Consider the following 24,818-nt stretch of genomic DNA (forward strand, 5'->3'; position numbering starts at 1 on the left):
AGTGGCTTCGTGCGGGGTCACCGGCGGCGTCCCCTGCGTGTGGCACGGGTGGTGAGTTCCTCGTACGCGGGCGCGTCCTGGGCGCACACCCGCTCCCAGGCGCGGGTGAACAGCTCGGACACCGGGAGCAGTGGAACCGCCCTGAACCCTTCGCCCACCCGGTAGAGACCCTCCTTCCACGTCTCCACCGGCAGCGCGGGCGACTTGAGGTCGCGCCAGCCGCAGGGCAGGAAGAGGGAACGGCCGGCCCGCGGCCGTCTGGCCTCGACGACCAGTTCCGTGGCGGCGAGTTCGGCCCGGGCCTTCTTCGCGCGCGCCGGCCGCCAGCCGGTCCAGCGGGCGCAGTTGCGGTCGGTCGGGTCGGGCAGGGCGAGCACCTGCAGATAGAGCGCCGCCGCGTCCTCGCTCAGGCCGTGCGCCGCCGCCACCTCGGTGACGAGCGCCGGGACGCTGACCGTGGGGTCCTGGGCGTGTCCGGTGGCCCCTTCGGGATCCTGAGCGGCGTCGAGGCTGCGGGACAGCTCACCGTCCAGGACGGTGTGCAGGGCGCGCATCCCGGAGGCCTGCGCGGTGCCCACGAGCCCCTCGATCAGCCCGAACACGGCGTCGTCCGGACCGGTGAGGCCGGCCGGGCGCACCAGGACGGTCTCCCTGTCGCCGTGCCAGGGGCGCAGGACGAGGGCCTCACCGACCCGCGTCGTGCCGTTCGCGCCGGCGCCGCCCTCGGCGGGCAGCCCGTACGCCTTGCGGAGTTCGGCGGCGGTGGTGCCTCCCTTCTCCGTCCACGCCACGTCCAGGTCGAGCAGCAGCCCCGGGTCGGTCAGCCGACGGCGCAGCGCCGCCAGCCCCCCGGGCAGGGCCGCGCGCAGCGGGTGGCCGTGGGGGAGGGCGTAGGCGAGCGCGGCGAGGGTGTTGACGGCTCCGGTCAGCGCGTGACCGCTGGGGATCGCGGCGGGGTCCTCCGGGACCAGCCGGCCGTTCTCGTCCGGCCGTTGGACCGTGGTGCGGCTGAGCCAGGGCGTGCGTGCCGGGTTGAGTACGGCCTCGGCGTACCCGACCGGCAGGCCGTTGAGCGTGCCGGCCAGGTCCTCGGGCACGCGCACGAGGGAGCCGAGCCGCTCGGCCCAGACCCGGCCGGCGGCCTCCGTGTCCGGTCCCACCGTCCACAGCGCGCCGGGGTCGTCGGGCAGCAGGGCGCCGACGAGCGCCTCCCGGTCCGCGGCGGGGAGCGTGCTCAGCATGCGGTTGCCCGCGTCGAGTTGACGGGGCCTGAGCCCGGCTGTGGTCAGCGCCTCCGCGTCGAGGCGCTCCGGCTGCCCGGCCAGGAGCACCGTGGCCTGGAGCGGTCCGAGACCCCCGCGGGTGGTCGCCGCGATGGCGGCGGGCGCCTCGGGCTGCCAGGGTGCGGCTCCCTTGTCCCGGGTCAGCCGGGTGACCGCCGCGAGCGTGCCGGCCGGGACCGTGGTGGAGTGCCGAGTCTCCCTCTCCAGGGTGAAGTGGGCGACGGCCCCGAACGTGCCCGTCGGATCGTGGTCGAGGGCGAGCCAGTTGACCCGGTCGCGGGCGTAGTCGATGTTCTGGCAGCCGAGCACGACCACGGTGCGGCCGTTCCGGCGCAGCACCTGCCCCGTACGCTCCTGCTGCCGCTTCTGGTCGTGGGGCTCGCCCAGGACGATCTCCCGAAGACCGTCGCCGGGAGCGGCGAGAGGCCCCTCGCAGAGCGCCTCGAACAGGAGGAGCAGGGCCTCCCGGTCGGCCTCCGGGGTGGTCGGCGCGGCGGCCCGGTAGGCCAGTGGCCGCAGTACCCCGAGCAGGTCCGGCCAGATCACGCCGATGCGGGGAACGGTGTGCTCGTCGCTGAGCCACCCGTCGTCGAGGGCGGACAGGCGCGTGCGGTCGGGCAGCCGCCTGCCGTCGGCGGGCCGTCCCGCCAGCACGTGGTTCACGGCCCGGATCTGGCGCAGCGCGGTCCACTGGCCCTCGCCGCCCCACGCCCCCCACAGCCGGACCAGGCCGTCGGCCGCCCCGCGCAGGGTGCGGTCGTCGCCGTGCCGGGGCCGGTAGTCCGCGAACATGCCCTCGGTCCGCTTCCGGTCCGGCTTGGGCTGCTCCACGGGCGGCGTGACGAAGCGGCCGACCGTGTCGGCGACCTGGACCGTGGCACGGACCAGAGCGGTCACACCGGCCAGGAGCCGCTTGTCGGTGAGACCGGGAAGGGCCCGGGAGACTTCCCGCCGTACCACCTCCTCGGCGGACGGCACCGCGGCCGTGGCCCCGGCGGCGGCCGGTCCGGTGTCCGTGCCGGCTCCCCCGCCGCGTTCACCGGCTGCTCCCCCCGCGGCCTTCGCCGCGTCCACCCGAGCCTGGCGCTCCTCCAGGGCCCGCGTCGCCGCGCGCAGCAGACCGGCCGCCTCCTCGTCGGTGACGGCACGCAGCACGGCCGAGGCACGCTCGTCCCTGGGGCGCAGCGCGTGCCAGAAGGCGACCGGCGGAACGAGTGGCGTGCCCGCGGCGAACTCCCCGCCCCGCTCGACCGGCGTCACCCGGCCGAGTACGCCCGCGTCGCTGCCGTCGTCCGGCGCGAACAGAGCGATCCGGCGGCGCGTGCGGGCCACGACGGGCGCGGCGCCGCCGGGCAGGCGCAGCGCGCCCAGCGGGGTGACGTCGTCACCGCCCCGGGAGGTGCGCAGCGTGACGGTCCGGCCGTCGGGCGTCCCCGCGCTGGTCAGCGTCTCACCCGCCTCCTCCGCGGCCCTCACCCAGCGCCCGAGCACGGCGCCGTCGGTGCCGAACGGGCTCTGCTCCAGCCCTGGTTGCAGGGGCAGAACCTCGCACCGGTCCTGCAGCAGCGTCGCGTCGTCGCTGATGCCGGAGCGGAGGAAGGCGGGCAGGGACGCGCGACCGTGCGCGCCCGTCGCGGGGTCGTACTCCAGCCACACGCGCCGTCGCCCCTGCCTGCCCTGCCGCCAGTACGAGGTGCCGTCCCCGAGGACGGGCCGGCTCGCGGGCAGGACGGTGTCGCCGGCGTGCAGGGTGCCGCCGCCGGTGGCCCGGCCCCCGCCGGGCAGCGGGAGGGAGGGAGCGGCCGAGTCGTCGTTGCGCCACCAGTGGGAGATCCGCTCGCCGGTGAGGGTCAGGATCTCCGCCGGGCGCGTGGACCAGTAGCCGCGCTGCTTGCCGTCCTGCCACCACACCACGAGCAGTTCCCCGTCGGTGTAGCGGAACTGCGGGCGCTGCCAGCGGTCCAGGCCGGGCGGGAGCCGCAGGTCGTGGTCGAGGACGACCCCGTCCGGGCCGACGACGACGACCTTGTGTCCGCGGCTGAGGATCAGGCAGGGCCACGCCTCGTTCACCATCAGGGAGGTGTCGCGGTCCCCGTGCGTCCCGGCACCGGAAGCGTTCCCCTTCCCATTCCGGGTTCGCGTCTCGGCGTCGAGCAGCCGCAGGGCCGCTTCGAGGGCGGGCCAGCCCAGTTCGTCGAGGATGCCGGCCCGCAGGGTGCGCCCGAGCAGTGGCGCCGCCTCGTACCCGGCGGCGCGGGCGACGGCCTCGGGACTGACCCGCGGAGCCACCGACCGGTAGGGGCCCAGCCGGTGCAGGGCCTCGCGGGCCCCGGGCAGGCCCACCGCGCCGCAGAGCGCACCGACGGCGCCGTCCAGCCACTCGCGCAGCACCCCGCCGAGTACGGGATGGCCGGCGAGATGGTCCAGCACCTGGCCGGAGTGCCGCTCGTGCCCCGCGGAACCGACCGCCCGCAGCAGCAGGGGGCGCAGCCGCGGGTCCGCCGCGACGGCGGCCAGGTCGCGCCGCCCGGGCCGGGTGTCGCGCACCCAGCGGTCCAGTCCGAGGTGGACCTCGACGTCTGGACCGGGCACCGCCAGGGGGACGCCCTGCGCCGCGCACAGGTCGAGCAGGGCGATGTCGACGCCCGCGTGCCGGCGGCCGGTGAACAGGTCGACGGTCCGTCCGTCGGCTCGCAGCCGGGGCGCCATCCGGGCCACGAGGGCGAGCGTGGCCGGGGAACTGTCGCACACCGTGGCACCGCGTTTGCGGTGGGCGGACCAACGGCTCAGCCAGTCCGCCGCGTCGACCTCCTGCGCCGCCCCGGCCGCGTTGCCGATGCCGCCCGCCGTCTCACCGTCCCCCTTGTCCGCACCGCTGTCACTGCCCTCGCCGTCCTCGCCGGTCAGCAGCCGGTCGGCGCCGCACTCGGCCAGCAGCTCCAGCCAGAAGTCGTCGCTCTTCGCGCCGTGGTCCAGGCCGGCCGGCATGATCTCCAGCAGCCGATTCCGGACGGCGGGCCGCCGTCCGGCCAGGACCCGCAGGGTCGACCGGTAGGCGGTCCAGAAGGAGGCGGGGGCACGGACCGCGGCGGGCGAGGCGACCAGATCGGCGACGAGGTCGCACTCCGCGTCCGTCCTGGGCAGCCCGGCCGCCTTGATCAGCACGCGCGCGTCCTGCGGCAGCGAAGCGTAGGGCGGCATGCCGGCCGCACAGCGTTCCACGGCGAGCTGACGGAACTGCGCCCACGCCTCGGCGGCGTCCAGCCGGGCGGCGAGATCCTTCACGTGCTGCTTCAGCGCCTTGACCGTCAAAGCCCCGGCGAACGCGAACTCCAGGAACACGGCACGCTGCCGCTGCTCGTCGACGGCGAGCGCGTGCACCCGCTCCGCGTCGCGGGCCTTGCCGAAGAAGGCGGCCGCGTAGGTGGTGTTGTCGAACTGGAGGAAGATCCGGGCGGCCTGTTCGTAGAAGGTCGGCAGGAAGTGCGGCACGGCCCGGCCGAGCCGCTCGCCGAGCTTCTCGAAGCCCTCCCTGGCGGTGCCCGGGCGGGACTTGGCCTGGCGTGCGAGCCGCTCCACGTCCTTGACCAGGGCCAGCGCGTGGTGCCCGTTGGCCGGGTCGTTGACCAGCGCCCAGGCGGGGAATCCGAGGGTCTCCCGCCTGACCTGCCCGACCTCGGGGGTTTCCGCGTCCCGCACCAGCCCGAGGAAGTCCAGGGCCAGGTCCTCGGCCTCTCCGAGGGTGCCCGGCACCAGACGCACGACGCTGCGCCCGCCCAGCGCGGCATGGGTGTACGTACGGACGGTGAGGGTGTCGGCGTCCTCCCGGCCGCTGCTGCCCGGCGGCAGCAGCGCACCGGCTTCGAGCAGGGCGGAGGCGGTGGCGTCGCCGGAGCCGGGGCCCGCGTGGGCGACGGTGCCGGCGTGGGCCGTCGTGGGGGTGTCCATGGCGCTCATGCGGCCCGCTCCTCGTCCTCGATGTCGCGGCCGGCGTACAGCGCGGCGGCCATGCGCATGCCTTCCGACCAGGCCACCGGACCCACCCGGCCCAGCTTCAGGACCTGTCCGGAGGTGTCGGTCCACATCAGGGGGCCGGTCTCCGTCTCCTCGTAGCCGTCGTAGTCGCCGACCCACACGCGGGCCTCGACGCTCCGGCCGTCCTCCCAGACGGAACAGACGGCGTATCCGCCGCGCACGCGGTGACCGAGCTGGGCGGCCCGGCCGTGCAGGAAACGCAGCTCCTTGAACACTCCGCCCGCGTACTCCTCGACGGAGCCGGCCTCGGCGTCGAGTGCGGCGGGGCGGTGCCACACCTCGCGGAAGAGCTGCTCGGCCCGCTGCTCGACGCCGAGTTCGACGGCGAACTCCCGCAGCTCCTCCAGGTCTTCGAGGAGTACGGGATGCGGAAGGCGGACCAGGCCGGGAGCGATGCGCACCGTGTCTCCGTCGAGGTCGACGAGGCCGAGGCCGCGCTCGGGGTCGGCGTCCCGCAGGAAGCCCGCGACCTCGCCGTCGGCGCCGGTGACCACGAGGTCGCGCAGGGCCGAGCGCCAGGCCGGGTCCGGCCACACCCGGGTGAGCACGGCGAGGGGCACGGGCAGCGAGCGCACCATCCAGCGCTCCACGGCGCTCAGGCACTCGCGTTCGTGCCGCTCCAGCCACTCGGCGAGCTGCCGCAGCCCGACCACCGCGGGGTCGTCCGCGAGCTTGGGCGGAACCGACTTCAGCCGTCGTCCGGCGGCGTTGCGGCACACCACCTTTCCGTCGTCCAGGGCGACCTCGTAGTCCCCGGCCGTCACCCACCCCATGAGTGCCTCCCCGCACCGCAGTGATCAAGTGCTGACGACTTTAGGCGAGGCCACTGACAACGCCGTGGGCTCGGGGAACGGCGGGCGGGGACGGGCCGGGGAGGAGGGCGGCCGGCTCGCCGTCAGTGGTCCAGGCGGACCGGCATCAGCAGCGAGAACGTCCCCTCGTCGTCCGTCCGGCGGATCGTCAGCGGTGCGGTGGGAGCGGGACCGAACTCCAGGACGAGCCGGTCCCGGTCCGCGGCGGAGAGCGCGTCCAGCAGGAACCCGCGGTCGACACCGACGCCGTTCCCGTTCGCGTTTCCGTCCCCGCTGCCGTACCCGTCCCCGTCCCCGCAGACGGTCACCGTGCCGTCGTCCGTCGTCGCCAGCACGCTGACCTCACGCGCGCAGGGGCCGGACCCGCCCGCCTCGGCCGCGCGGACGGGCCCGGTTTCCAACGCCTCCCGGAGCCCGGGCACATCGACCACGACGCGCTTCCCGGCCGGCAACCGGACCAGACGGCGGTAGTCGGGGAAGTCGTGGGCCAGGCGCTGTCCCGAGACCTCGCGTTCCGCCGCCTCCAGCGTCACGCGGCCGTCCTCCACGGTGAACAGGGCGGATTCCCCCTCGGCCAGCAGCGCGCGCATCGCGTCGACGAGCGGAGCGGGCACGACGACCTGTTCACGCGGGCCGCGGTGTCCGGCGCAGGCCATGCGCGCGACCGCCATCCGGTAACGGTCGGTGGCCACGACACGGAGCGCGTCGTCCTCGACGTCGAAGAGCACCCCGCCGAGCATCGGCAGTTCGGGATCCGCGCCGACGGCGAAGCGGACGGCGTCGAGCGCGCCCGCCAGCGCGGGCGCGGAGAGGGACAGGCAAACGGTTCCGGTGGGCGGTGCGGTGGTCATGGGGTTCTCCCTGTGATCGAGTTGGGCTCGGAGCGTGGAGAACTCGCCGCGGGCCTCGGCCAGCCCCCGTTCGAGACGGCGCAGGTGCGCCTGGAGCAGCCCTCGCACGAGGTCGGCCTCGGTGTCGGACCAGCCGGCCAGGACCAGCCGGACGTCCGCCAGCGGCATGCCCGCCCGCCGCAGCCGGACGAGCACCCTGGCCTCGTCGAGCTGCTCCGGGGCGTACCAGCGGTAGCCGCTCACCGGGTCGACCCGGGCGGGGACCAGCACCCCGGCACGGTCGTAGAACCGCAGGGCGCTCACGCCCAGTCCGCTGTCGCGGGCCATCTCCCCAATGCTGCGCATCTCGCTCTCCACGTCGCAAACCCTGGTCCCTGAACCAGGTCGAGGGTCAACTCGGGGCACTTACTGAGCGGTTGAGGGGCCTCTGGTTGGGGGGCGCTGGAACCGTTGTTTGCCCCACGCGTACCGGCGATGGGACGGCATCGCCGCGAACTGTCTGCGTGCGCTGCAGGAGGCCGCGAACTGTCTGCGTGCGCTGCAGGAGGCCGCGAACTGTCTGCGTGCGCTGCAGGAGACGGTGCGCGCGGACAGTTCGGCGTTCGGCCTCTACGACACGGCGTGCGCGGCCGGTGAACGCCTCGCCGGAGTACTGCCCGCACTGGCCCAGGAGGGCGCGGAGTCGGAGCACGTACTCGTCGCCCGGCTGGTCTCGGAAGTCGTTCCGTGCCTGGTGCGCCGCTCTGGCCTGCTCCACGCAGGGCGCCGACGGAACCGAGTACGAGGTGAGCCCCTGGACGCGCGGTCTCTCCTGGGGTCGTGGGACGGACTGGCGGGCGTTGCACCGATGGCTGCTCCGTCCGTACACCCTCACCGATGTGCTCACCGACGTCCCACTGCCGAGGGGCACCGATCCGGGTGCCGCCTTCGACTTGATCACGCGTGGCCGCGAGGAGCTGGCCCGGTTGGTGGACGTCGCGTCTATCGCCCGCCACGACGGGGCGTTCGGCTCCCTGTGAGAACCGCCGCCCTTCTCGTGCACCGCCTTCGGACGCCGAGGCGGGTACATAGAGGCCGGTCCTTATGGGTTTTCTCACAAAAAGGGCCGCAGCGGGAATGCGGTGACGGGGATCACTTCTCGGGCTGTGAATTTCTCTTATTCTCTGAATTCAGTTCCTTTAGTGATCAAATTATTGAGGTCTGCTTTCCATGGCACTCTTGCGTCGCATGCCGAATGTGAAGGGCGCGCGGCTGCGCAGGAGCCGTGCGGGCGCCGGCGTGGTCCTGGCCTCCGTGACCGCCCTGTTCTCCCTGGGCGGGCTCCACGCGGTGCCGTCGGTCGCCGCCGACGCCGGGGCGCAGGGTCCGAGCAGGACGCGCGTGACGGCGGCGGTGCTCCCGCTCGACGACGGCACCCGGAAGCCCCTGCTGAGCGGCAAGGACACCGCGTACGACACCGCCAGCATCGTCAAGGTCGACGTTCTCGCGGCACTGCTGCTGCAGGCCCAGGACGAGGGCAGGCACCTCACCGCACAGGAACGCGCACTGGCCGAACCGATGATCCGGAACAGCGACAACGCGGCGACGAACACCCTGTGGCGGGAGATCGGCGGGGCGCCTGCCCTGGAGGCGGCCAACAAGCGCATGGGCCTGACCGCGACCCGCGGCGGGCCGGGCGCGAAGTGGGGGCTGACGCGGACGACGGCGAGCGACCAGATCAGGCTCCTGCTCGCCGTGTTCGACGGCACCCCCGCGGTGCGGACCGCCTCCCCCCTGGACAAGGACTCCCGGACGTACATCCAGAACCTGATGACCCGCGTAGCCGACGACCAGGCGTGGGGTGTCTCGGCGGTCTCCGGATCGGGCTACGCGCTGAAGAACGGCTGGCTGCAGCGCACGGCCACCGGGCTCTGGGACGTCAACAGCGTCGGCCGGGTCACCGTGGACGGACACCGCTACCTCGTCGCCGTCCTGTCGGACGGCAGCGGGTCGATGAGCGACGGCGTCTCGGTGGTGGAGCGGACGGCCAGGCAGGCCGTGGCCGCCACGACCCGGACCTGACGACCCCCGCCGGGCGGCCCCGCCCCCGGCAGGCGCCCGGCTTTCAGGGGCGCTCTTCGCCCTGGGCGACCTCGACGGCGTGGTGGAGGGCCACTACGCCGGTGGCCGCGGCCGTGGTCGGGAGGACCGCGCAGACGGTGAGGAGCAGGGCGACCCAGCGCAGGGTGTGCGAGCGGCCGGTGCGCGGGGCGAGCAGAGCGGCGACCCGCTGGGGAACGGGGCCAGTGGCGGCTCCCGGGGCGAAGTCCGGGCGGGTGGAGCGCCGGGGATTCCCCGCGAGGGCGGCGCGGGCGATGGCCCGGGCCAGGAGCCGGCGGTCGCCGATGGCGTCGGCGGCGCTCTCGTCGGCGGCACGTTCCGCGGCGAGCCGGATGGCCGCGCGGGTCGCGCGCAGCGCGGGGTGGCCGTGGGCGGCGAGTTCGGCGGCCGCGAGGAAGTAGTGGTGGCCGCCCGTGTTGTGGGCCCGCTCGTGGGCGAAGAGGGCTTCCCGCTCGGCGGGATCGAGCTCGCGCAGCATCGCGGTGGTGACGACGATCCGATGGGGCCTGCCGGGCAGTGCGTAGGCGTCCGGATGCGGCGAGTCGACGACACACAGGTCTCCGGCGGCGGGGCGGCGGCCGGCCTCCGCACGGGCGGCGCGCAGGGCCCACACCTGCCGCACCGTCGAGCGGGCCAGGGTCCACAGGCCGAGGGCGAGCGCGCCGGTGGCGAGCGCGGCGGTGGGGAGGACGAAGAGGTCCGAGGGCGTGCGCAGAGGGTGGACCAGGTCGCCGAGTGCCGCGAACGGGGAGAGCTTGAGCAGCCCGACCAGGACGAGGGCGCCGAGGGCGGCCACGCACGCACCCGAGCACGCAACGTCACACGCGGTCAGGACCCGCAGGGCGCTGACCGGGGCGAGGCGTGGAAGAGCGTGCGGGGCCAGTGCCGACAGGGCGAAGGGCAGCAGGAGCGGGACGAGAAGGAGGAGGATCACCGTTCGTCCCCCTCCAGCAGCCGGCGCAGCAGCTCCTCGTCGTCGGGGCTGAGCTGGGCGACGAACCGGGCGAGGACGGTCTCACGGTTCACGTCCCGGTCGAGCTCCGTGTGCATGCGCCGGGCGGTCAGCCCCGGCGCGTCCTGCACCGGGACGTAGGCGTAGCCGCGCCCTCGTCGCTCGCGGTCCACGACGCCCTTGTCGTAGAGGCGCGACAGGATCGTCACCACCGTCGTGCGGGCCAGGCCGGAGGAGAGTTCGGCCTGGACCTGCACCGGGGTGAGAGGTGCACCGGCGGCCCACAGGGCGGCCATCACGGCGGCTTCGAGTTCGCCGGCCGGCCGGCGTTCGTCCTTCGGATCGGTCATGGAACGGTCCTCACCCCGTTGTCGTCTACAGTGCAGTAGACGGTCTACAGAATTGTAGTCACTGGCCGGGTGCTGCCGCGACGCGCCCGCTCCACCGGATCGAAGGGGTCGCGAGGATGCCTGCACCCGTCCACCTGTCGTGGCAGCTCGCTGTCAACGTGCTCGACGCCCATTCTCTGCTGGTCGCCTTCGGGGTCCTGGGGGTGGGGGTGGTGTTGTTCGCCGAGACGGGACTGCTGGTCGGGTTCTTCCTGCCGGGCGACTCGCTGCTGTTCACGGCAGGTCTGCTGTGCACGGGCTCGTCGGAGGGGAGTGTGCATCTGTCCCTGGGCCCGCTGCTGGCCGCGGCTGCGACGGGGGCGCTGGCCGGGGCGCAGTGCGGGTATCTGCTCGGCCGCAAGGCGGGGGGAGCGCTGCTGGCCCGCAGCCGCTCGCGGCGGCTCCACCAGGGTGCGCAGCGCGCCGAGGAGCTGCTGGAGCGGTACGGGTTCGCCAAGGCCGTGGTGCTGGCCCGGTTCGTCCCGGTGGTGCGGACCGTGCTCAATCCGGTGGCGGGCGCGCTGGAGGTGCCGGTGCGGACGTTCACGGTGTGGCAGGTCGTCGGCGGGCTCGTGTGGAGCGTCGGCCTCACCCTCGCTGGATACGCGCTGGGCTCGTCCGTCCCGAGCATCGACCGGTACCTGCTCCCGCTGGTGGCGTTGGTCGTCGTCGTGTCGCTGCTGCCTCTGCTGGCCGAGCTGTACCGGGCTCGCCGTACCGGCCGAGGTGGCGATTCCGAGGAGGAGAACAGGTGATGACAGCATTCGACGGGTCGTCGATCGACGGCTCCGCCTACCTGGACGTGGTGGGCGCGGCGCGACAGGCGCCGGGCTGGCTGGACGACACGGTGTCGCTCTGGTCGGCCTACGGGCTGGTGGTGTTCGTCGTCCTCGCGGCCTTCGGCTGGTGGTTCGCGCGCCGGTCCGGGGGGACGGCCGCGGTGACGGCGCTCGCGGTGCCGGTGGTCGTCGTCCTGGCCTACGGCGTGAACGCGGTACTCAAACTGCTGGTCCGTGAGGACCGGCCGTGCCGGAGTCTTCACGTGCGGACCATCGAGGCGTGCCCGGCGCCCGGGGACTGGTCCTTCCCCAGCAACCACGCGGCGATCGCCGCCGCCGCTGCCGTGGCGCTGTTCTTCGTCTCGCGACGGCTCGGAGCGGTCGCGGCCGCGGCCGCCGTCGCCATGGCGGCCTCCCGGGTGTGGGTGGGTGCGCACTACCCGCACGACGTCCTGGCCGGAGCGCTGGTCGGCGGGCTCGTCGCCGTCCTGGCCGGCACCGTGATGAGCCGGTGGTCGCGGTCCGTGGGCCGGTGGATCGGCTCCGGCCGCCTCCGCCCGCTGGTGAGGGCCACGTGATCCCGTGCCGCAGCGACAGGATGCCGGGCGACGCGATGTGCAGTTAGATGGTGGAGGGCCCGATCGCGAGCCATGGGCCCCGCCGGTGCGGTGACTGTCCCCGGCCGGCGTGCGGAGCCCTCGTCGAGGGGCTCCGACAGCAGCTCAGCCGAATCCAGGCCCAAGCCCTCCTCCACAGGGAACGAGGAATTGGTATGCAGTCTGTACGTATCCGTACCGCCGCTCTCACAGTGGCGGCAGCGCTCGGCGTCCCGCTGACGCTGGGCGTGTCGGCATCCCAGGCATCGGCGTCCGACGCGTCACCGACGGCCACCGGCACCGCGTCGCCGTCTGCGTCTCCGTCGCCGGGCAATCAGTCCTTCGGCCCGGACTGCTCGATGCTGCCGCAGAGCGGCAACGGAGGTGCCGCGCAGATGGCGCACGAGAACGTCGCGACCGCGGTGGAGAACAACCCGAACCTGTCCATGCTGGCCGACGCCGTCAAGAAGACCGATCTGGCGAGCACGCTGAAGGGTCTCAAGGGCAGCACCGTCTTCGCGCCCACCAACGACGCGTTCGACAAGCTCGGTGCCGCCAAGCGGGACGCGCTTCTCAACGACAAGGCGCAGCTCAAGAAGGTGCTCACCTACCACGTGGTCGAGCACAAGAAGATCACCAAGTCGCAGCTCTCCCACGGGAGTTTCACCACCCTTGAGGGCAGCACCCTCACCACCTCCGGCTCCGGTGACTCCTTCAAGGTCAACGGCAGCGTCCCGATCGCCTGCGGCAACATCCCCACCAAGAACGCGACGGTGTAGATCGTCGACGGTGTTCTCCTCCCGCCGACCGCCACGCCGTCGACGCCGTCGACGCCCTCGCCCTCCTAGGCAGGTGTCCCCGAGGACGGCGAAGCCGCACCGGAGCACTCCGGTGCGGCTTCGCCGGCACCGTGACCGGTCCTTCACCCCGTTCCCGCCGGGGCCCCGGAGGGCTGGTGCTCCTCGAAGTAGCGGACGATCTCCGGGTCGAGCGGGGAAACGTCGACCGGGGTGCTGCCCGAGCGCAGCGAGGTGGTCGCGGCGACCGCGGCGGCGACGGCTTCCCGGGCGGCCACGGGCGAGGTCTCCGTGGGACCTCCGGCGGCGGCGAAGCGCAGGAACTCCTCGACGAGCGCCCCGTCCGCGCCGCCGTGGGTGTCCTCGGCCGGCACCACGACCGGTACGGAGAGGTCGGCGTCGGCGCGGTAGCCGGAGCGGCGCCGGTTCCACACGTCGACCCGCGCGGGATCGCCGTCGATGCCGTCGCCGAAGTTCTCCAGCCGCCCCTCGTCCCCGACGACCGTGTAGTTGCGCCAGTAGTCGGGCGTGAAGTGACACTGCTGGTAGCTGGCGAGCACACCGTTGTCCAGGCGGGCCAGCATCATGCTGATGTCCTCGACGTCGACGACGGGATTGAGGTCGCGCAGCGCGGACGGCGGCCAGACGTCCGGGTCGAACCAGTCGGGCATGCGCTGCCCGGGCGGCACGGTCTCCTGAGTGGCCCGCCGGGGGTTGTCGCCGTAGACGGCCAGCGCGCCCTGGGCGACCACGTTGCGGGAGTAGCCCCCGGCGAGCCAGTGGATGGCGTCGAGGTCGTGGGCGCCCTTCTGCAGCAGCAGGCTGGTGGTGTGCGCCCGCTGCGCGTGCCAGTCCTTGAAGTAGAAGTCCCCGCCGTGACCGACGAAGTGACGGCACCACACCGCGCGTACGCGGCCGATCGCGCCGTCGTCGATCAGCTCGCGCATCCGCCGCAGCATGGGCAGGTGGCGCAGGTTGTGGCCCACGTAGAGCCGGGTGCGGGAGCGGTACGCGGCCTGGAGCAGCGTGTCGCAGTCGGCGACGCTGATGGTCAGCGGTTTCTCCACGAACACCGCCACACCGGCGGCGAGGAAGAACAGCGCGGGCCGGGTGTGCAGATGGTCGGGGGTGAGCACGAACACGGCGTCCAACCGGTCGTCGAGCATCTTCTCGTACCGGTCGTGCACCACGACGTCGGCGCCGAACAGCCGCCTGGCGTCCTCCTGGCCCCGCGGGTCCGGGTCGGCGCAGGACACGATCCGGGCGGTGCCGGAACGGTTCACCAGCGCGGCCATGTCCGCGCGCTGTCCGATGCCGACCACGCCGACGCGCAGCCGCGGGGCCGGTATCTGTTCACGGGTGCTCACTGGGCGGTCCCTTCGTTCCTGTTGAGGTGTTGCGTACGGGCTCCGGCCGCGTGTCCGGCCGTGCCGCTACCGCCGGGGTGCGGTCGGTGCCCCCAGCCGGTCGCTCAGAAGCCGGCTGTCGACCTCGTCCAGGGCCAGCCGCACCGCCCCCAGCGCCACGCTCTCGTCGCCGAGCGTGGAGGCGCGCAGCTCCGGCATCCGCAGGCAGTGCTTGGCCAGCTCCCGGCGCAGCGGGCCGAGGACCACGTCGGCGGACCGGGAGAACCCGCCGCCGTAGACGACGACCTGTGGGTCCAGTGCGAGTACCAGGGCGGCCACTCCCACCGCGAGGTCGCGGGTGTAGCGCCGGACTGCCGTCCGCGCGGCCCGGTCGCCCTCCCGGGCGGCCCGGAAGACCCGGGCCGCCGCCTCGCCCGCCGCGGTCGCCGACGGCATCCCGGGGCAGGTCTGCAGGTGGTCCGGCGCGGTGAGCCACCGTACGGCCTTGAGGGCGCCGATCTCTCCCGCGGCGCCGCCGTGGCCGCGGCGCAGGGTGCCGTCGAGGATGAGACCGGCGCCGGTGCGCAGACCGGCGAGGAGGTAGACGATGTCGTCGGCGTCCTGCGCGACTCCCCGCCAGCGTTCGGCGACGGCGGCCAGCTTGCAGTCGTTCTCCACCAGCACCGGGCAGGGGAAGCGGGCCCCGAGGTGGGCGGCCGGGTCGGCCTCGCTCCAGCCGGGCAACGGGCTGGACAGCGAGGTCCGGCCGCTGCCGTCGACCGGCCCGGTCACTCCGACGGTCACCGCCCAGATGCCGGCCGGGACCATGCCCGCGCCCGCCGTCACCTCGTCGACGACGCGGTCCACCGCCGCGAGCCGCTCCTCGGGCGCGGCCTCCGGATCGGCGGGGCGGCGCACGGTGCGCACCGGATTCCCCTCCAGGTCGCTGAGGACCACCAGGATCTTGTGCACACCGATGTCGATGCCCAGCACGTGCCCGGCGGTGGCCCGGAACCGGTAGCGGCGGGCGGGCCGGCCCACCACGCCGCCGGCCGCCGGTTTTGCCACCTCCGCCCAGCCGTGGGCGACCAGGGACTGCACCAGCACGTCCACGGCGGGACGGGACAGGCCGGACCTGGACGCCAGCTCGGTGACCGTGGACGGCGGGTTGCCGCGCAGTGCTCCCACGATGGAGAGCTGGTTCATCTCGCGCACCCGGGACATGTCCGTACCGGTCGTCGCCATGCTGGTGCTCCCTGGAGGCGTTGCGGTGGCCACCGCCGGACAACGCTGAGAATAACGCTGAAGAGTTTACTAATTCGTGGGGGCAGCCGTGTGCGCCCCGGGTGCGACGGCCGAGGTGAAGTCCGTATCCCGGTCAAGTAAGGCTCCGTCGACTGCAGTTCCTCCGGGCGCAGCCACCCCGGCGGGTCGGGTCCGGCCGCGGAAGTACACGACGTCCGGGTCGACCTCCAGCAGCGGCGAACGCCACAGCCGGCGCACCGTGTTGACGAGGCCGCAGGCCCAGGGAGGCAGCAGCGGGACGCCACTGCCGAGCAGGTGTGCGTCCGGGAGACCGGCGCGGCAGGCCGCGCGGCGCGGTGACGTTCTCGGTGAGCTGCTCCTCGGTGATGTTCTCGTGGTACGCGTACCAACTGCACCACACGTTGCCGGCCTGCTTGTGGCTGCGCCCGAGCCGGTCCAGCACCCGCCCGTCCAGGCCCAGGGCGGCGACGGCGGTGGAGTGGTGGCGGGCGGGGGCGTCCCGCACGTGCTTCTGGACGGGGTCTCCTGCTCCCAGCTCCAGCGAGCCGTCGAACACGGTGTCGAGAACGTCGTCGTGGACTGGAGACCGGCTCGCAGCCGAACGGCTCCTCGCGCACGACTGCCTCGCCGCCGCCGGGCGAGGGCCCTCAGGGCCGGGGGAGGAGATCGATCACGACCTTGCCGCGCACGTGACGCGCCGCCTGGAGTTCGACGGCGGCACGGATGTCCTCGACGGGGTAGACGGCCGCGACGGGTACCCGCAGACGGCCCTCCGCCACGAGGCGCGCGATGTGGTCGAGGGTGCCGGGCGCCGCATCGGCGCCGTTCGCGGCCGGGACTCCGTCCACCTGGCCCGCGATGGTGCAGATGCGCCCGTCCGGCACCCCCAGCTCGCGGGCGACCCGCACCGTGTCCGTTCCGTGCAGGTCCAGCGCCGCGGTGACGGGGCCCACGCCGAGGGCGCGCACCCGCTCGGCCAGGCCCTCGCCGTACGCGACCGGCTCGGCGCCCAGGCCGCGCAGATGCTCCGCCGACGACGGCGAGCCGGTACCGATGACCCGCGCCCCCGCGATCCGCGCCATCTGGACCGCGAACACACCGACCCCGCCGCCCGCGGCGCCGATCAGTACCGTGTCGTCCGGACCGAGGCCGAGCACGTCGAGAGCGGCGGCCGCGGTGCTGCCCGCGATCGAAAGCGTGGCGGCGGTGCGGTCGTCGACGCCGTCCGGCGTGTGATGGGCGACGCCGGTCGCGATGTCCCCGTCCGCGTCGACGACGACGTGGTCGGCGACTGCCCGGGACAGGGCCGCGCCGAAGACGCGGTCACCGGTGGCGTAGCCGCTCGCGCCCGTACCGACCTGGTCGACGACTCCGGCGTAGTCGGTCCCGAACCCGGCGGGCAGGCTCAGGCCGAACCGTGCCGCGGTCCCGGCGTCCGCGGTCATGACCCAGTCCATCGGGTTCAGCCCGGCCGCCGTCACCCGTACGCGGATCTGCCCCTCACCTGCTTGGGGTTCGGGCACGTCCCGGAGGACCAGTGCCTCCGGGCCGCCGAACGCCTCGAGCCGGACCGCCCTGCTCGTGCCGTCCCGACGCCCGTCGCGGTGCTGCTGCATGGCCTGCTCGCTCTCTCCTGCGGGGTGGAGCCGCCCGGAAACGGACTATGCTCCGGTTAACGAATCCCAGTTAACCGGAGCGTGTTCCGTTTGACCAGTCCGAGGCAGCGGGCGACCCGGGCCGACGCCGCCCGCAACCGCGAACAACTGCTGGAGGCCGCGACGCGTGTGCTCGCGTCGTCCGGCACGGAGGCGTCGATGCGGGCCATCGCCCGCGAGGCCGGTGTCGGCATCGGGACGCTCTACCGCCACTTCCCGACCCGGGAATCCCTGGTGGAGGCCGTCTACCGTGACCAGGTCGTCCGTCTCACCAGCGGCGCGCGGGACCTGCTCGCCGACATGGCCCCCGCCGTGGCCCTGCGGCGCTGGATGGACCTGTTCGGCGACTGGATCGCGACGAAGAACGGCATGCTCGACACCCTGCTGACGCTGGTCGAGTCGGACGTCGTGGGGCATGCCCGGACCAGGGACGAGATCCTGAACGCGATAGCGTCGATCCTCACCGCGGGGCGCACCGCCGGGGAACTCCGGCCCGACGTCACCGCCGAGGAGATCGCGGCCGGTCTGATCGGCATCTTCACCGTCGCCCGCCGGCCCGGCCACGCGGTCACGGCCGATCGGCTCCTCGACATCTTCCTGGACGGCCTGCGCTCCCAGGGGGTGCGTGAGCGCTGACCCGCCGGCTCGACGGTCACCTCTCGGACGCCGCCGCCGCCGGACGCTCGGGCAGGGCCGGTGGAGAACCGCAGACCAGAGGAGAGAGCCGCGCCGGTGCGCCCGTCCTCGGTGCCCACTGCTGCGGTGGGAGCACGAGTGAGCGCAATGCGAGGCATCATCCTCGGTGGGACGGATGATGCCTCGCATTCCGGTGTCCGTTTGGCGGTCAGCGGTCAGCGGTCGACGTGCCTGCGGAGGTACCGGCCGACCACTTCGTTGAACTCGTCGGCGCGTTCGACCTGGGACCAGTGGCCGCACTGGCTGAAGAGGTGGGCGTCGGCGTTCGGGATCGTGTGGAGGAGCTCCCACGTCCGCGAGACCGGGATGACCACGTCCTGCACCCCGTGGATCAGCAGTGCGGGCAGGTCCAGTCGCGAGAGGGCGTCCATGTCGAGCGGCAACGCGTCGCGGTCGCGGTCGCGGGCCGCCACGACCTCTTCCAGCCGGCTCGAGGCACTGTCGTTCAGGGCCGCCTGATGGCGCAGGCTGACCAGTTCGTCGGTGACCAGGTCCCTGTCCACGACGAACTGCTCCAAGGTGCGGCGGATGCCGGCCGGGGACAGTTCGGGTTTGGCGTGGCCCGCCAGCGCCGCGGTCCTCTTCGCGCCTCCGGTGCCCATCGAGACGATGCCCAGGAGGCGTTCGGGGGCGTCGATGGCGAGTTGCAGGGCGATCCAGCCGCCGATCGAGTTGCCGACGATCCAGGTCTTGTCGATGCCCAGCGCGTCGAGGACGCGCAGCGCATGCCGGCCCCACTCCCGTATGCCGTACACGGTGCCCGGCGCCACGACGGTCTGTCCGTAGCCGATGGAGTCGATCGCGATGCAGCGCCCCTGTGCGGCGAGGTGGGGCAGATTCAGCCACCAGTTGGCGGCGGCGGTGACGCCGGTCCCCGAGCCGTGCAGGAAGAGGATCGGCGTTCCCTCGCCGAGCTCGTGGTAGTGGGTGAGCTCGCCGTCAGCGGTGGGCAGCCACTTGTCCTCGAGACCGAAGAAGGCGTTGGTCCGGTACTCGGGGACATCGATGGTGGTCATCGGTATTCCTTTCACTGTGCTGTCCCGCACGGGCCGAGGTGCCGGTCACGGCCGGCGGGTGAGTTTCTCGACGACGGCGTGCACACCCACGACGCCGTTCACCATCTGGGTCACGCGGACACTCGCGGCGATGGAGCAGAGGCTGTACGCCTCTTCCGGCTCGAGTCCTTCCTCGACCAGCCAGTTCACCAGGTCGTCGACCGCGTCGTGGGCGGCGTCCTCGAGGTTCGTCCCGAAACCGGTGGAGACGAAATGAGTCCCGGTCTCGACCCGGGGGGTACGCAGCCGTACTCCCCGCTCCACCGTGAAACGCAGCCGGACGTGGTCCATGCCGGTCTCGATGGCGGTCTGGTTCACCTCTCCGTCCCCCTGGACCGCGTGGCCGTCACCGCAGTAGAAGCCCGCGCCGTCCCGGAAGACCGGCAGTCTGAGCCGGGCTCCGACGACGAGTTCGGAGAGGTCCATGTTGCCGCCGAAAGGGCCGGGTTCCACCGTGCTCCGCACACCGTCCTCGGCCGGGGCCACTCCCATGATGCCCAGGAACGGTTTGAGCGGGACACGCACCTTGCCGCCGAGCGTGGTGGTCATGGAACCGCGGTCCAGCTCGAAGTGGCGGATCGCTCCCGCGGGGAAACGGTCGCGGAGCACTCCCCTGCCCCGGGGCTGGGCCACCACCAGGTTGAATCCGTGCGCTGCCGGCGTCAGGGCCAGCACGTCCACCACCAGGGCGTCGCCGGGACGCGCTCCGCGGACGTGGACGGGGCCGGTGAGGGAGTGGGGCCCCAGCGCCTCCGGAAAGGCCGCCCGGAGGGCCGGGAAGTCTTCCATGACGGTCTGAGGTGTCACGCGATCGCCCCAGTGCCCCCAGGTCGACAGGGCGACCTCGTCGCCGGGGTCGACCGTGAGCACCGGCGGCGCGGCCGGATCGATCACACCCACACGCACGGTGTCCGGTCCGGCGGGGAGCTGGTGGACGCGGCGCCCCGGCCCCGGCGGCTCGGCCGGGGCCGGGCAGGAGGTCTCCTGCGTCACGTCCGGCTCGCTTCACCGCGCTCCGGAGCCGGCTCCCGACGGATCGAGGCCAGCAGATGCTGGACGGCGCTGGTGGCGCCGGACTTGTTGTTGGCGAACAGGATCCGGGCGAACTGCGCCCCGAGGTAGGGGTGGAACCCGAGGTCGTAGAGGGTGCGGAAGTCCCGCTCCTCGATGGCGGTGCGTTCGGCCGGGGTCAGCTCGTAGCGGTCGAGCACGGACGACTCGTTCTCCTCGAACTCCCGGCGCAGGTCGGCGTTCCACTTCAGGTCCTGGACCAGATCGTGGGAGACCAGGGCTCGGTTGATGCTTTCCAGACTCATGATGATCTCCCTCTTCAACGACCGGCGGGCGCCGAGGTCATGTCCCAGCTGACGGCGCCGATGCCGCAGCGCCACTTGTCCCAGGCGGTGTATCCGAGGACGTTGCAACGCCGCTCGCCCGTCGCCCCCATGACGAGGATCCAGCTCAGCAGCTCTCCGGTACCACCACTGCCGGCCTCCTCCAGGCGCTGCAGGGTGACCTCGGCGAGGACCTTGCGGTGGTCGCCGTTGCCGAGCAGGCCGAGGAACCAGTTGTCGAAGTCCTCGTCGATCCAGAAGTCCCGGACGCCTCCGGGCTCGTGACTCATGCCGCCGGTGGCGAAGAGGCCGACGCGCAGGTCGGAGGGCAGGTCGTTCTCGATGAGGTCGGCCAGATGCTGACCGATCTCGTAGCAGCGGTACTGGTCGGGGAAGGGGGGAACGGTGACGTTCTGAAGGACGGGGATGATCGGAACGCCGCTGGCCTCGATCCCGGTCTTGACCACGGGAACCGAAATGTTGTCGTCGAAGTTGAGATTCTCGCGGGTCGCCGAGACACGTACGCCCCGTCGGTTCAGGCCGTTGAGGATCTTCTCGGCGATGTCCGGGCGGCCCGGAATCCGGTACTCGCCGCACGCCAGCCAGTCCTTGAAGAACTCGGCCGGGCCGCGGTGCTCGGGCGCCATGCCGACGACGAAGTCCGGGTACTCCCGGATGCGGTTGTTCGCCATGTGGTCGTTGGCGACCATGATGATGACATCGAGGTCGGCGTCACGGATCTGTCGTGCCAGCGAACCGTAGGCGGCGCTGACGACCTGCTGCGATTCCCGGGGTGCCTGGTCGAACATGCCGATCAGGCCTGGAGCGTGGCTCGCGGCCACGGCGAGGCTGATGTTGGCCATGGTGAGGTTTCCCTTGTTGCTCGGAGGAAGGAACGGGGTGGGGCGGTCAGCCCTTGAGGCGCAGGGCCCGGGTCTCGTCCTGACGGACCTCCAGGGCGTCCGGGTCGATGTCGACGCCGTAGACGGTGCGGGCGGCGTCGATCGAGACCACGCCTTCCCGGACGTCGCGCAGGACCAGCTCGGCGGGACGGAGACGCGGGTCGCCGAACCCGCCGCCACCGCTCGCGACGACCTCGAAGACGTCGCCCTTGTTGAGGGTGTAGAACGAGTTCGACTCGACCTCGACGGGGTCGGCGCCGGCGCGGGTCAGGGTCAGACTCTGCACGATGCCGGGCTTTCCGCCGAGCAGGCCCACGGGCGCGGTCTCGGGCATGAAGCCGCTGCCGTAGGTGGCGCAGGCGATGTTGTCGGCCAGTACCCGCCACCGGTAACGCACGCCGAGGCCGCCGCGCCACTGGCCGGCGCCCGCGCTGTCGGGGAGGTACTCGAGCTCCTCCAGCAGGTACGGCGTGTCCAGCTCGTGCAGTTCGGGGTCGGGAGTGCGCAGTCCGCCCAGGGTGTTCGAGGGGGAGAGGTGGTCCCAGCCGTCGAAGCCCTCGGTGGCACCGCTGCCGCCCTTGCCCAGGAAGTGCAGGTCGCCGAAGTGACGTCCGGTGCGGGGGTTGGTCCCCATCGTGGCAGGCGTGCACCAGCGGGCCCAGCCGGCGTGGGCGCGGCTGGGCACGGCCTTGGAGAGAGCCACCCAGACCGCCGAGGCGATGGCCTCACAGGTCGGGACGGTACACGCGGCGACCGGTGCCGGGTCGTCGGCGTTGGTGATGGAACCGGCGGGGGCGACGACGTCGATCGGTTCGGTCGCACCGGCGTTGTAGCGGATGTCCGGGTCGATGCAGCCGAACAGGGCCAGATGGGCCGAGGAGACGGTGTTGGCGATCGTGCTGTTGATGAAGCCCTTGGCCTGCTCGTCGCTCTCACTGAAGTCGAAGGTCAGGTTCTCGCCGACGACCTTGATCGTCAGGGCGATCCGGTAGGAGCGGCCCTTGTCGATGCCGTCGTTGTCGAGCAGCGCCTCGGCGCTGTACTCCCCGTCGGGAATCTCGGCTATCGCGGCGCGGACCTGGCGTGCGCTCGCCTGCAGCAGCTCGTCGGTGGCCTCGCCGATGGTCTGCGCACCGTACTTCTCCAGGAGCGCCTTGAGCCGCCGTTCGCCGATCGCGGTGGCCCCGATCTGGCAGTTGAGCACGCTCTCCACCAGGTCGCGCATCCGCACGTTGGACAGGATGAGTTCCCAGGTGTCACGCCGCAGTTCGCCCTTCTCGACGACGCGGGCCGGAGGGATGCGGATTCCCTCCTCAAGGACGTCCCGGGCGCCGGGGTTGAACCCGACGACACCGCCGCCACCGACGTCGACGTTGTGCCCCTTGGTCGTCGCCCAGAAGACGAGCTCACCGTTCCAGAAGACCGGCCGGGCGATGGTGATGTCCGGCAGATGCGAGCCGCCGTCGAACGGGTCGTTGTGGATGAAGATGTCGCCGTCGTTCACGTCGTCGCCGAAGAACTCCGCGATGGCGCGCAGGGCGAAGGGCGTCGCCCCGCCGATGACGGGAATGTAGTGGGTCTGCGCGAGCAGCCGGCAGTCGGCGCTGAAGAGAGAGGTCGCGAAGTCGCGGGCTTCCACGAAGATGGGCGAGCGGGACGTGCGCAGCATCGTCTGGCCCATCTCGCTGGTGATGCCGTCCAGGGCGCTGCCGATCACGGCCACGAGAATGGGGTTGGACGTGGGGTGCGTCTGTGTCATCTGATTGATTCCCTTCAGGCCGGTCGGTTCGCCGGCTCGATGACGTAGTTGCCCTGCGAGTCCACCGTCATGGCGTAGCCCTCGAGGAGGACGACGGTGGTGGTGGGCTGCTCGATGATCGCGGGGCCGAGGATGCGGTTGTCACGGCGCAGGGCGAGGCCGTCGTAGACGTCGGTCCGGACGGCCGAGCCCGAGAAGACCGCCTCACGGACGCCCTTGAGCGCGGCGGAGGGGTCCGTGCCCGCGGACGCGTGGTCGGCGAGGGCGGGCTTGGCGGTGCGGCCCAACGCGGTGAGGCGCACGTTGATCAGCTCGGTGTCCTGCCCCGGCATGGCGTAACCGTTGAGGGCCTCGTGCTTGTGCTCGAAGTCGATGACCAACTGCTTGAGCGACTCCCGGGTCAGGTCGCCGTCGAAGGCCACGGGAACCTCGATCTCGGTGAACTGGCCGATGTAACGCACGTCGGCGCTGAAGGCCAGGTCGATGTCGCCGTCCGCCACGTTCTCCGAACGAAGCGTCTCGACGGCTTCGTTGCGCATCTCCCGGTACAGCTCGCCGACCCGGTCCAGGTCGAGGGAGGCCATGTCCGAGACGAAGGTGCGCGCGTACAGGTGCTTGAGGTCGGTCAGAAGGGTGCCGACGGCGCAGAACACCGACGATTCGCGAGGGACGACGATGCGGCTGATGCCGAGTTCCTGGGCGATCGGCACGGCGTGGATCGGGCCGGCGCCGCCGGCGACCACCATGGTGAATTCCCGGGGGTCGACACCGCGCTTGACCGACACGGCGCTCACGGCCTCGGCCATGGTCGCGTTCACCACGCGGTAGATGCCTTCGACCGCTTCGGTGACCGAGAGCCCCAGCGGCTTCGCGACCTTCTCCTCGACGGCCGTGCGGGCCGCGTCCACGTCCAGGGTGAAGGCGCCGTCCCCGAACATGTCCGGGTTCAGGTAACCCATGAGGAGGTCCGCGTCCGTGGTCGTGGGGTTCTCGCCACCGCGGCCGTAGCAGGCGGGGCCCGGGTTGGCCGTGGCGCTCTGCGGACCGACCCGGAGGATGCCGCCGGAGTCCACCCACACCAGTGAACCGCCGCCCGCGCCCACGGTGTGGATGTCCAGCATGGGAAGGGCGACCCGGTAGCCGCCGATCTCGCTGTCACTGGTGAGCAGCGACTCGCCGCCACGCACCAGGGCGACGTCGAAGCTGGTGCCTCCCATGTCGACGGCGATGACATCCTCGGAGCCGTGCCGGCGGGCGTACTGAAGGGCTGCGCCGGGCGCGGCCGCCGGGCCGGACATGAGCGCGTTGACGGCCGAGTCACTGGCGACCTCGGGCGACATCACCCCGCCGTTGGACTGCACGATGAGCAGGGTTCCGCCGAATCCGCGGTCCGTCAGTTTCCGCTCGATGCTCGCCAGGTAGTTCCGCAGCTTCGGGCCGACGAAAGCGTTCAACACCGTGGTGCTGTGCCGCTCGTAGGCGCGGATCTGGGGCACCACGTCGCTGGAGACCGTGACGAAGACGCCGGGGAGTTCCGCGCGCAGGATCTCTGCGGTTCGCCGCTCGTGAGCGGAGTTCAGGAAGGACCACAGATAGGAGACCGCGACCGCCTCGACGCGCTGTTCGCGGAAATGACGCGCTGCCGCGCGCACGTCCTCCTCGTGCAGTTCCACGACCTCATTGCCGGAAACGTCGACACGTTCGCGCACTGTGGCGACGAGGTCCCTGGGGACGAGCGGAACCGGTGGCGCGTACTTGGAGTCGTTCTGGCGCTCCCGGATGCCGCGGCGCATGTTCAGCAGGTCGCGGAAGCCGTGCGTCGTGACGAAGCCCGTCTTCGCTCCCTGACGGGTCAGGACGGCATTGGTCGCGATCGTCGTGCCGTGCACGATCGTGGACACCCCGCCGAGGAATTCCTCCAACGACTCGTCGAAGCTGTCGGCCGCCTTGGCCAGTCCGTTCAGCAATCCGACGGAAGGGTCGTGCGGGGTGGTCGGGGACTTGTAGATGCGGGACTCGCCATTCCCTTCGATCACGAAGAGATCGGTGAAAGTGCCTCCGATGTCGATTCCGATCCGTCGACTCGCGTTGTTGCTTACGTGCGTCATCGGGAAAACTCCATTGCATTGAGCCGGGTACGCGCGGGAGAACGTGAGCGCATCAGTTGCAAATCCGGCATGCGTGATCACGGCGGCCGGTGTGAACCGCACC

At 72.3% G+C, this 24,818-nt stretch carries 21 protein-coding genes; 6 read left to right on the forward strand and 15 right to left on the reverse strand.

What is annotated here, in order from left to right; all coding sequences use genetic code 11:
* Window positions 1-17: 17 nt before the first annotated feature.
* From IG88_RS0100890 to IG88_RS0100900, 3 genes are all read right to left on the reverse strand, one after another.
* Entirely contained in the window at window positions 18-5,240 is a 5,223-nt protein-coding gene (locus IG88_RS0100890; protein ID WP_031033712.1) for a hypothetical protein, read from the reverse strand.
* Window positions 5,237-6,091 carry a DUF4132 domain-containing protein gene (locus tag IG88_RS0100895; protein ID WP_031033714.1) on the reverse strand — a complete coding sequence of 285 codons (855 nt, stop codon included), beginning with the start codon at window positions 6,089-6,091 and terminating at the stop codon, window positions 5,237-5,239. Before IG88_RS0100895 ends, IG88_RS0100890 begins: the two co-directional genes overlap by 4 nt.
* 122 nt (window positions 6,092-6,213) lie before the next feature.
* Window positions 6,214-7,326, reverse strand: coding sequence for a MerR family transcriptional regulator (locus tag IG88_RS0100900; protein ID WP_051851705.1), 1,113 nt, complete (start codon window positions 7,324-7,326; stop codon window positions 6,214-6,216).
* A gap of 533 nt (window positions 7,327-7,859) precedes the next feature.
* Between IG88_RS0100900 and IG88_RS43190 the strand changes: the two genes are divergently transcribed.
* Together IG88_RS43190 and IG88_RS0100910 are read left to right on the forward strand one after the other, a co-directional pair.
* The gene (locus tag IG88_RS43190) at window positions 7,860-8,000 is read left to right on the forward strand and encodes a hypothetical protein (protein WP_158853731.1); all 141 of its coding nucleotides are present in this window, start codon (window positions 7,860-7,862) and stop codon (window positions 7,998-8,000) included.
* 208 nt (window positions 8,001-8,208) lie between these two features.
* Entirely contained in the window at window positions 8,209-9,042 is an 834-nt protein-coding gene (locus IG88_RS0100910) for a serine hydrolase (protein ID WP_031033721.1), read from the forward strand.
* Window positions 9,043-9,085: 43 nt separating this feature from the next.
* On the opposite strand, the gene IG88_RS0100915 is transcribed toward IG88_RS0100910, so the two are convergent.
* Both IG88_RS0100915 and IG88_RS0100920 read right to left on the reverse strand, forming a co-directional pair.
* The gene (locus tag IG88_RS0100915) at window positions 9,086-10,015 is read right to left on the reverse strand and encodes a M56 family metallopeptidase (protein ID WP_031033723.1); all 930 of its coding nucleotides are present in this window, start codon (window positions 10,013-10,015) and stop codon (window positions 9,086-9,088) included.
* A complete protein-coding gene (locus IG88_RS0100920) occupies window positions 10,012-10,383 on the reverse strand; it encodes a BlaI/MecI/CopY family transcriptional regulator (RefSeq protein ID WP_031033726.1) in 372 nt (123 codons plus the stop codon). The genes IG88_RS0100915 and IG88_RS0100920 overlap by 4 nt, the downstream gene beginning before the upstream one ends.
* Window positions 10,384-10,499: 116 nt before the next feature.
* On the opposite strand from IG88_RS0100920, the gene IG88_RS0100925 reads away from it, so the two are divergent.
* The 3 genes from IG88_RS0100925 (at window position 10,500) to IG88_RS0100935 (ending at window position 12,576) form a co-directional block, all read left to right on the forward strand.
* Complete coding sequence (locus IG88_RS0100925) at window positions 10,500-11,177, forward strand: DedA family protein (protein WP_037835151.1); 678 nt, start codon at window positions 10,500-10,502, stop codon at window positions 11,175-11,177.
* Complete coding sequence (locus IG88_RS0100930; RefSeq protein WP_031033728.1) at window positions 11,174-11,779, forward strand: phosphatase PAP2 family protein; 606 nt, start codon at window positions 11,174-11,176, stop codon at window positions 11,777-11,779. Before IG88_RS0100925 ends, IG88_RS0100930 begins: the two co-directional genes overlap by 4 nt.
* A 194-nt stretch (window positions 11,780-11,973) precedes the next feature.
* Window positions 11,974-12,576 carry a fasciclin domain-containing protein gene (locus IG88_RS0100935; protein ID WP_031033731.1) on the forward strand — a complete coding sequence of 201 codons (603 nt, stop codon included), beginning with the start codon at window positions 11,974-11,976 and terminating at the stop codon, window positions 12,574-12,576.
* A 143-nt stretch (window positions 12,577-12,719) separates the two neighbouring features.
* Here the strand turns inward: IG88_RS0100935 and IG88_RS0100940 are convergent, their stop codons facing one another.
* The 4 genes from IG88_RS0100940 to IG88_RS0100950 all read right to left on the reverse strand — a co-directional run bounded on the left by IG88_RS0100940 (window position 12,720) and on the right by IG88_RS0100950 (window position 16,822).
* Window positions 12,720-13,961 carry a Gfo/Idh/MocA family protein gene (locus IG88_RS0100940; RefSeq protein ID WP_031033733.1) on the reverse strand — a complete coding sequence of 414 codons (1,242 nt, stop codon included), beginning with the start codon at window positions 13,959-13,961 and terminating at the stop codon, window positions 12,720-12,722.
* Between the two features lie 66 nt (window positions 13,962-14,027).
* On the reverse strand, window positions 14,028-15,185 hold the full coding sequence (locus IG88_RS0100945; protein WP_031033736.1) for an ROK family transcriptional regulator: 1,158 nt from the start codon (window positions 15,183-15,185) through the stop codon (window positions 14,028-14,030).
* Between the two features lie 133 nt (window positions 15,186-15,318).
* Window positions 15,319-15,762, reverse strand: a complete 444-nt coding sequence (locus IG88_RS43195) for a hypothetical protein (protein WP_234331966.1) — start codon at window positions 15,760-15,762, stop codon at window positions 15,319-15,321.
* 91 nt (window positions 15,763-15,853) lie between these two features.
* Entirely contained in the window at window positions 15,854-16,822 is a 969-nt protein-coding gene (locus IG88_RS0100950; protein ID WP_031033738.1) for an NADP-dependent oxidoreductase, read from the reverse strand.
* A 90-nt stretch (window positions 16,823-16,912) separates the two neighbouring features.
* Between IG88_RS0100950 and IG88_RS0100955 the strand changes: the two genes are divergently transcribed.
* The gene (locus IG88_RS0100955) at window positions 16,913-17,497 is read left to right on the forward strand and encodes a TetR/AcrR family transcriptional regulator (protein ID WP_031033740.1); all 585 of its coding nucleotides are present in this window, start codon (window positions 16,913-16,915) and stop codon (window positions 17,495-17,497) included.
* A gap of 215 nt (window positions 17,498-17,712) precedes the next feature.
* Here the strand turns inward: IG88_RS0100955 and IG88_RS0100960 are convergent, their stop codons facing one another.
* The 6 genes from IG88_RS0100960 to IG88_RS0100985 are packed head-to-tail and all read right to left on the reverse strand — an operon-like array spanning window position 17,713 to window position 24,715.
* Window positions 17,713-18,573, reverse strand: a complete 861-nt coding sequence (locus IG88_RS0100960; RefSeq protein ID WP_031033749.1) for an alpha/beta fold hydrolase — start codon at window positions 18,571-18,573, stop codon at window positions 17,713-17,715.
* Between the two features lie 45 nt (window positions 18,574-18,618).
* Window positions 18,619-19,605 carry an acetamidase/formamidase family protein gene (locus IG88_RS0100965; protein WP_051851706.1) on the reverse strand — a complete coding sequence of 329 codons (987 nt, stop codon included), beginning with the start codon at window positions 19,603-19,605 and terminating at the stop codon, window positions 18,619-18,621.
* A complete protein-coding gene (locus tag IG88_RS0100970) occupies window positions 19,602-19,928 on the reverse strand; it encodes a hypothetical protein (protein ID WP_051851707.1) in 327 nt (108 codons plus the stop codon). Before IG88_RS0100970 ends, IG88_RS0100965 begins: the two co-directional genes overlap by 4 nt.
* Window positions 19,929-19,942: 14 nt before the next feature.
* Window positions 19,943-20,809, reverse strand: coding sequence for a hypothetical protein (locus IG88_RS0100975; protein ID WP_031033756.1), 867 nt, complete (start codon window positions 20,807-20,809; stop codon window positions 19,943-19,945).
* 46 nt (window positions 20,810-20,855) lie between these two features.
* Window positions 20,856-22,607 carry a hydantoinase B/oxoprolinase family protein gene (locus tag IG88_RS0100980; protein WP_051851708.1) on the reverse strand — a complete coding sequence of 584 codons (1,752 nt, stop codon included), beginning with the start codon at window positions 22,605-22,607 and terminating at the stop codon, window positions 20,856-20,858.
* A gap of 14 nt (window positions 22,608-22,621) precedes the next feature.
* Complete coding sequence (locus IG88_RS0100985; protein WP_031033760.1) at window positions 22,622-24,715, reverse strand: hydantoinase/oxoprolinase family protein; 2,094 nt, start codon at window positions 24,713-24,715, stop codon at window positions 22,622-22,624.
* Between the last annotated feature and the right edge of the window lie 103 nt (window positions 24,716-24,818).

It is taken from the genome of Streptomyces sp. NRRL F-5650, from assembly GCF_000721365.1.
Classification (GTDB): domain Bacteria; phylum Actinomycetota; class Actinomycetes; order Streptomycetales; family Streptomycetaceae; genus Streptomyces; species Streptomyces ardesiacus.

Excerpts from the sequence above, each read along its gene's own strand:
- IG88_RS0100890 (WP_031033712.1), bottom strand. The coding sequence starts at position 5,240 with ATGAGCGCCATGGACACCCCCACGACGGCCCACGCCGGCACCGTCGCC.
- IG88_RS0100895 (WP_031033714.1), bottom strand. The coding sequence starts at position 6,091 with ATGGGGTGGGTGACGGCCGGGGACTACGAGGTCGCCCTGGACGACGGA.
- IG88_RS0100900 (WP_051851705.1), bottom strand. The coding sequence starts at position 7,326 with ATGCGCAGCATTGGGGAGATGGCCCGCGACAGCGGACTGGGCGTGAGC.
- IG88_RS0100910 (WP_031033721.1), top strand. The coding sequence starts at position 8,209 with ATGCCGAATGTGAAGGGCGCGCGGCTGCGCAGGAGCCGTGCGGGCGCC.
- IG88_RS0100920 (WP_031033726.1), bottom strand. The coding sequence starts at position 10,383 with ATGACCGATCCGAAGGACGAACGCCGGCCGGCCGGCGAACTCGAAGCC.
- IG88_RS0100925 (WP_037835151.1), top strand. The coding sequence starts at position 10,500 with ATGCCTGCACCCGTCCACCTGTCGTGGCAGCTCGCTGTCAACGTGCTC.
- IG88_RS0100935 (WP_031033731.1), top strand. The coding sequence starts at position 11,974 with ATGCAGTCTGTACGTATCCGTACCGCCGCTCTCACAGTGGCGGCAGCG.
- IG88_RS0100945 (WP_031033736.1), bottom strand. The coding sequence starts at position 15,185 with ATGGCGACGACCGGTACGGACATGTCCCGGGTGCGCGAGATGAACCAG.
- IG88_RS0100950 (WP_031033738.1), bottom strand. The coding sequence starts at position 16,822 with ATGCAGCAGCACCGCGACGGGCGTCGGGACGGCACGAGCAGGGCGGTC.
- IG88_RS0100960 (WP_031033749.1), bottom strand. The coding sequence starts at position 18,573 with ATGACCACCATCGATGTCCCCGAGTACCGGACCAACGCCTTCTTCGGT.
- IG88_RS0100970 (WP_051851707.1), bottom strand. The coding sequence starts at position 19,928 with ATGAGTCTGGAAAGCATCAACCGAGCCCTGGTCTCCCACGATCTGGTC.
- IG88_RS0100975 (WP_031033756.1), bottom strand. The coding sequence starts at position 20,809 with ATGGCCAACATCAGCCTCGCCGTGGCCGCGAGCCACGCTCCAGGCCTG.
- IG88_RS0100980 (WP_051851708.1), bottom strand. The coding sequence starts at position 22,607 with ATGACACAGACGCACCCCACGTCCAACCCCATTCTCGTGGCCGTGATC.
- IG88_RS0100985 (WP_031033760.1), bottom strand. The coding sequence starts at position 24,715 with ATGACGCACGTAAGCAACAACGCGAGTCGACGGATCGGAATCGACATC.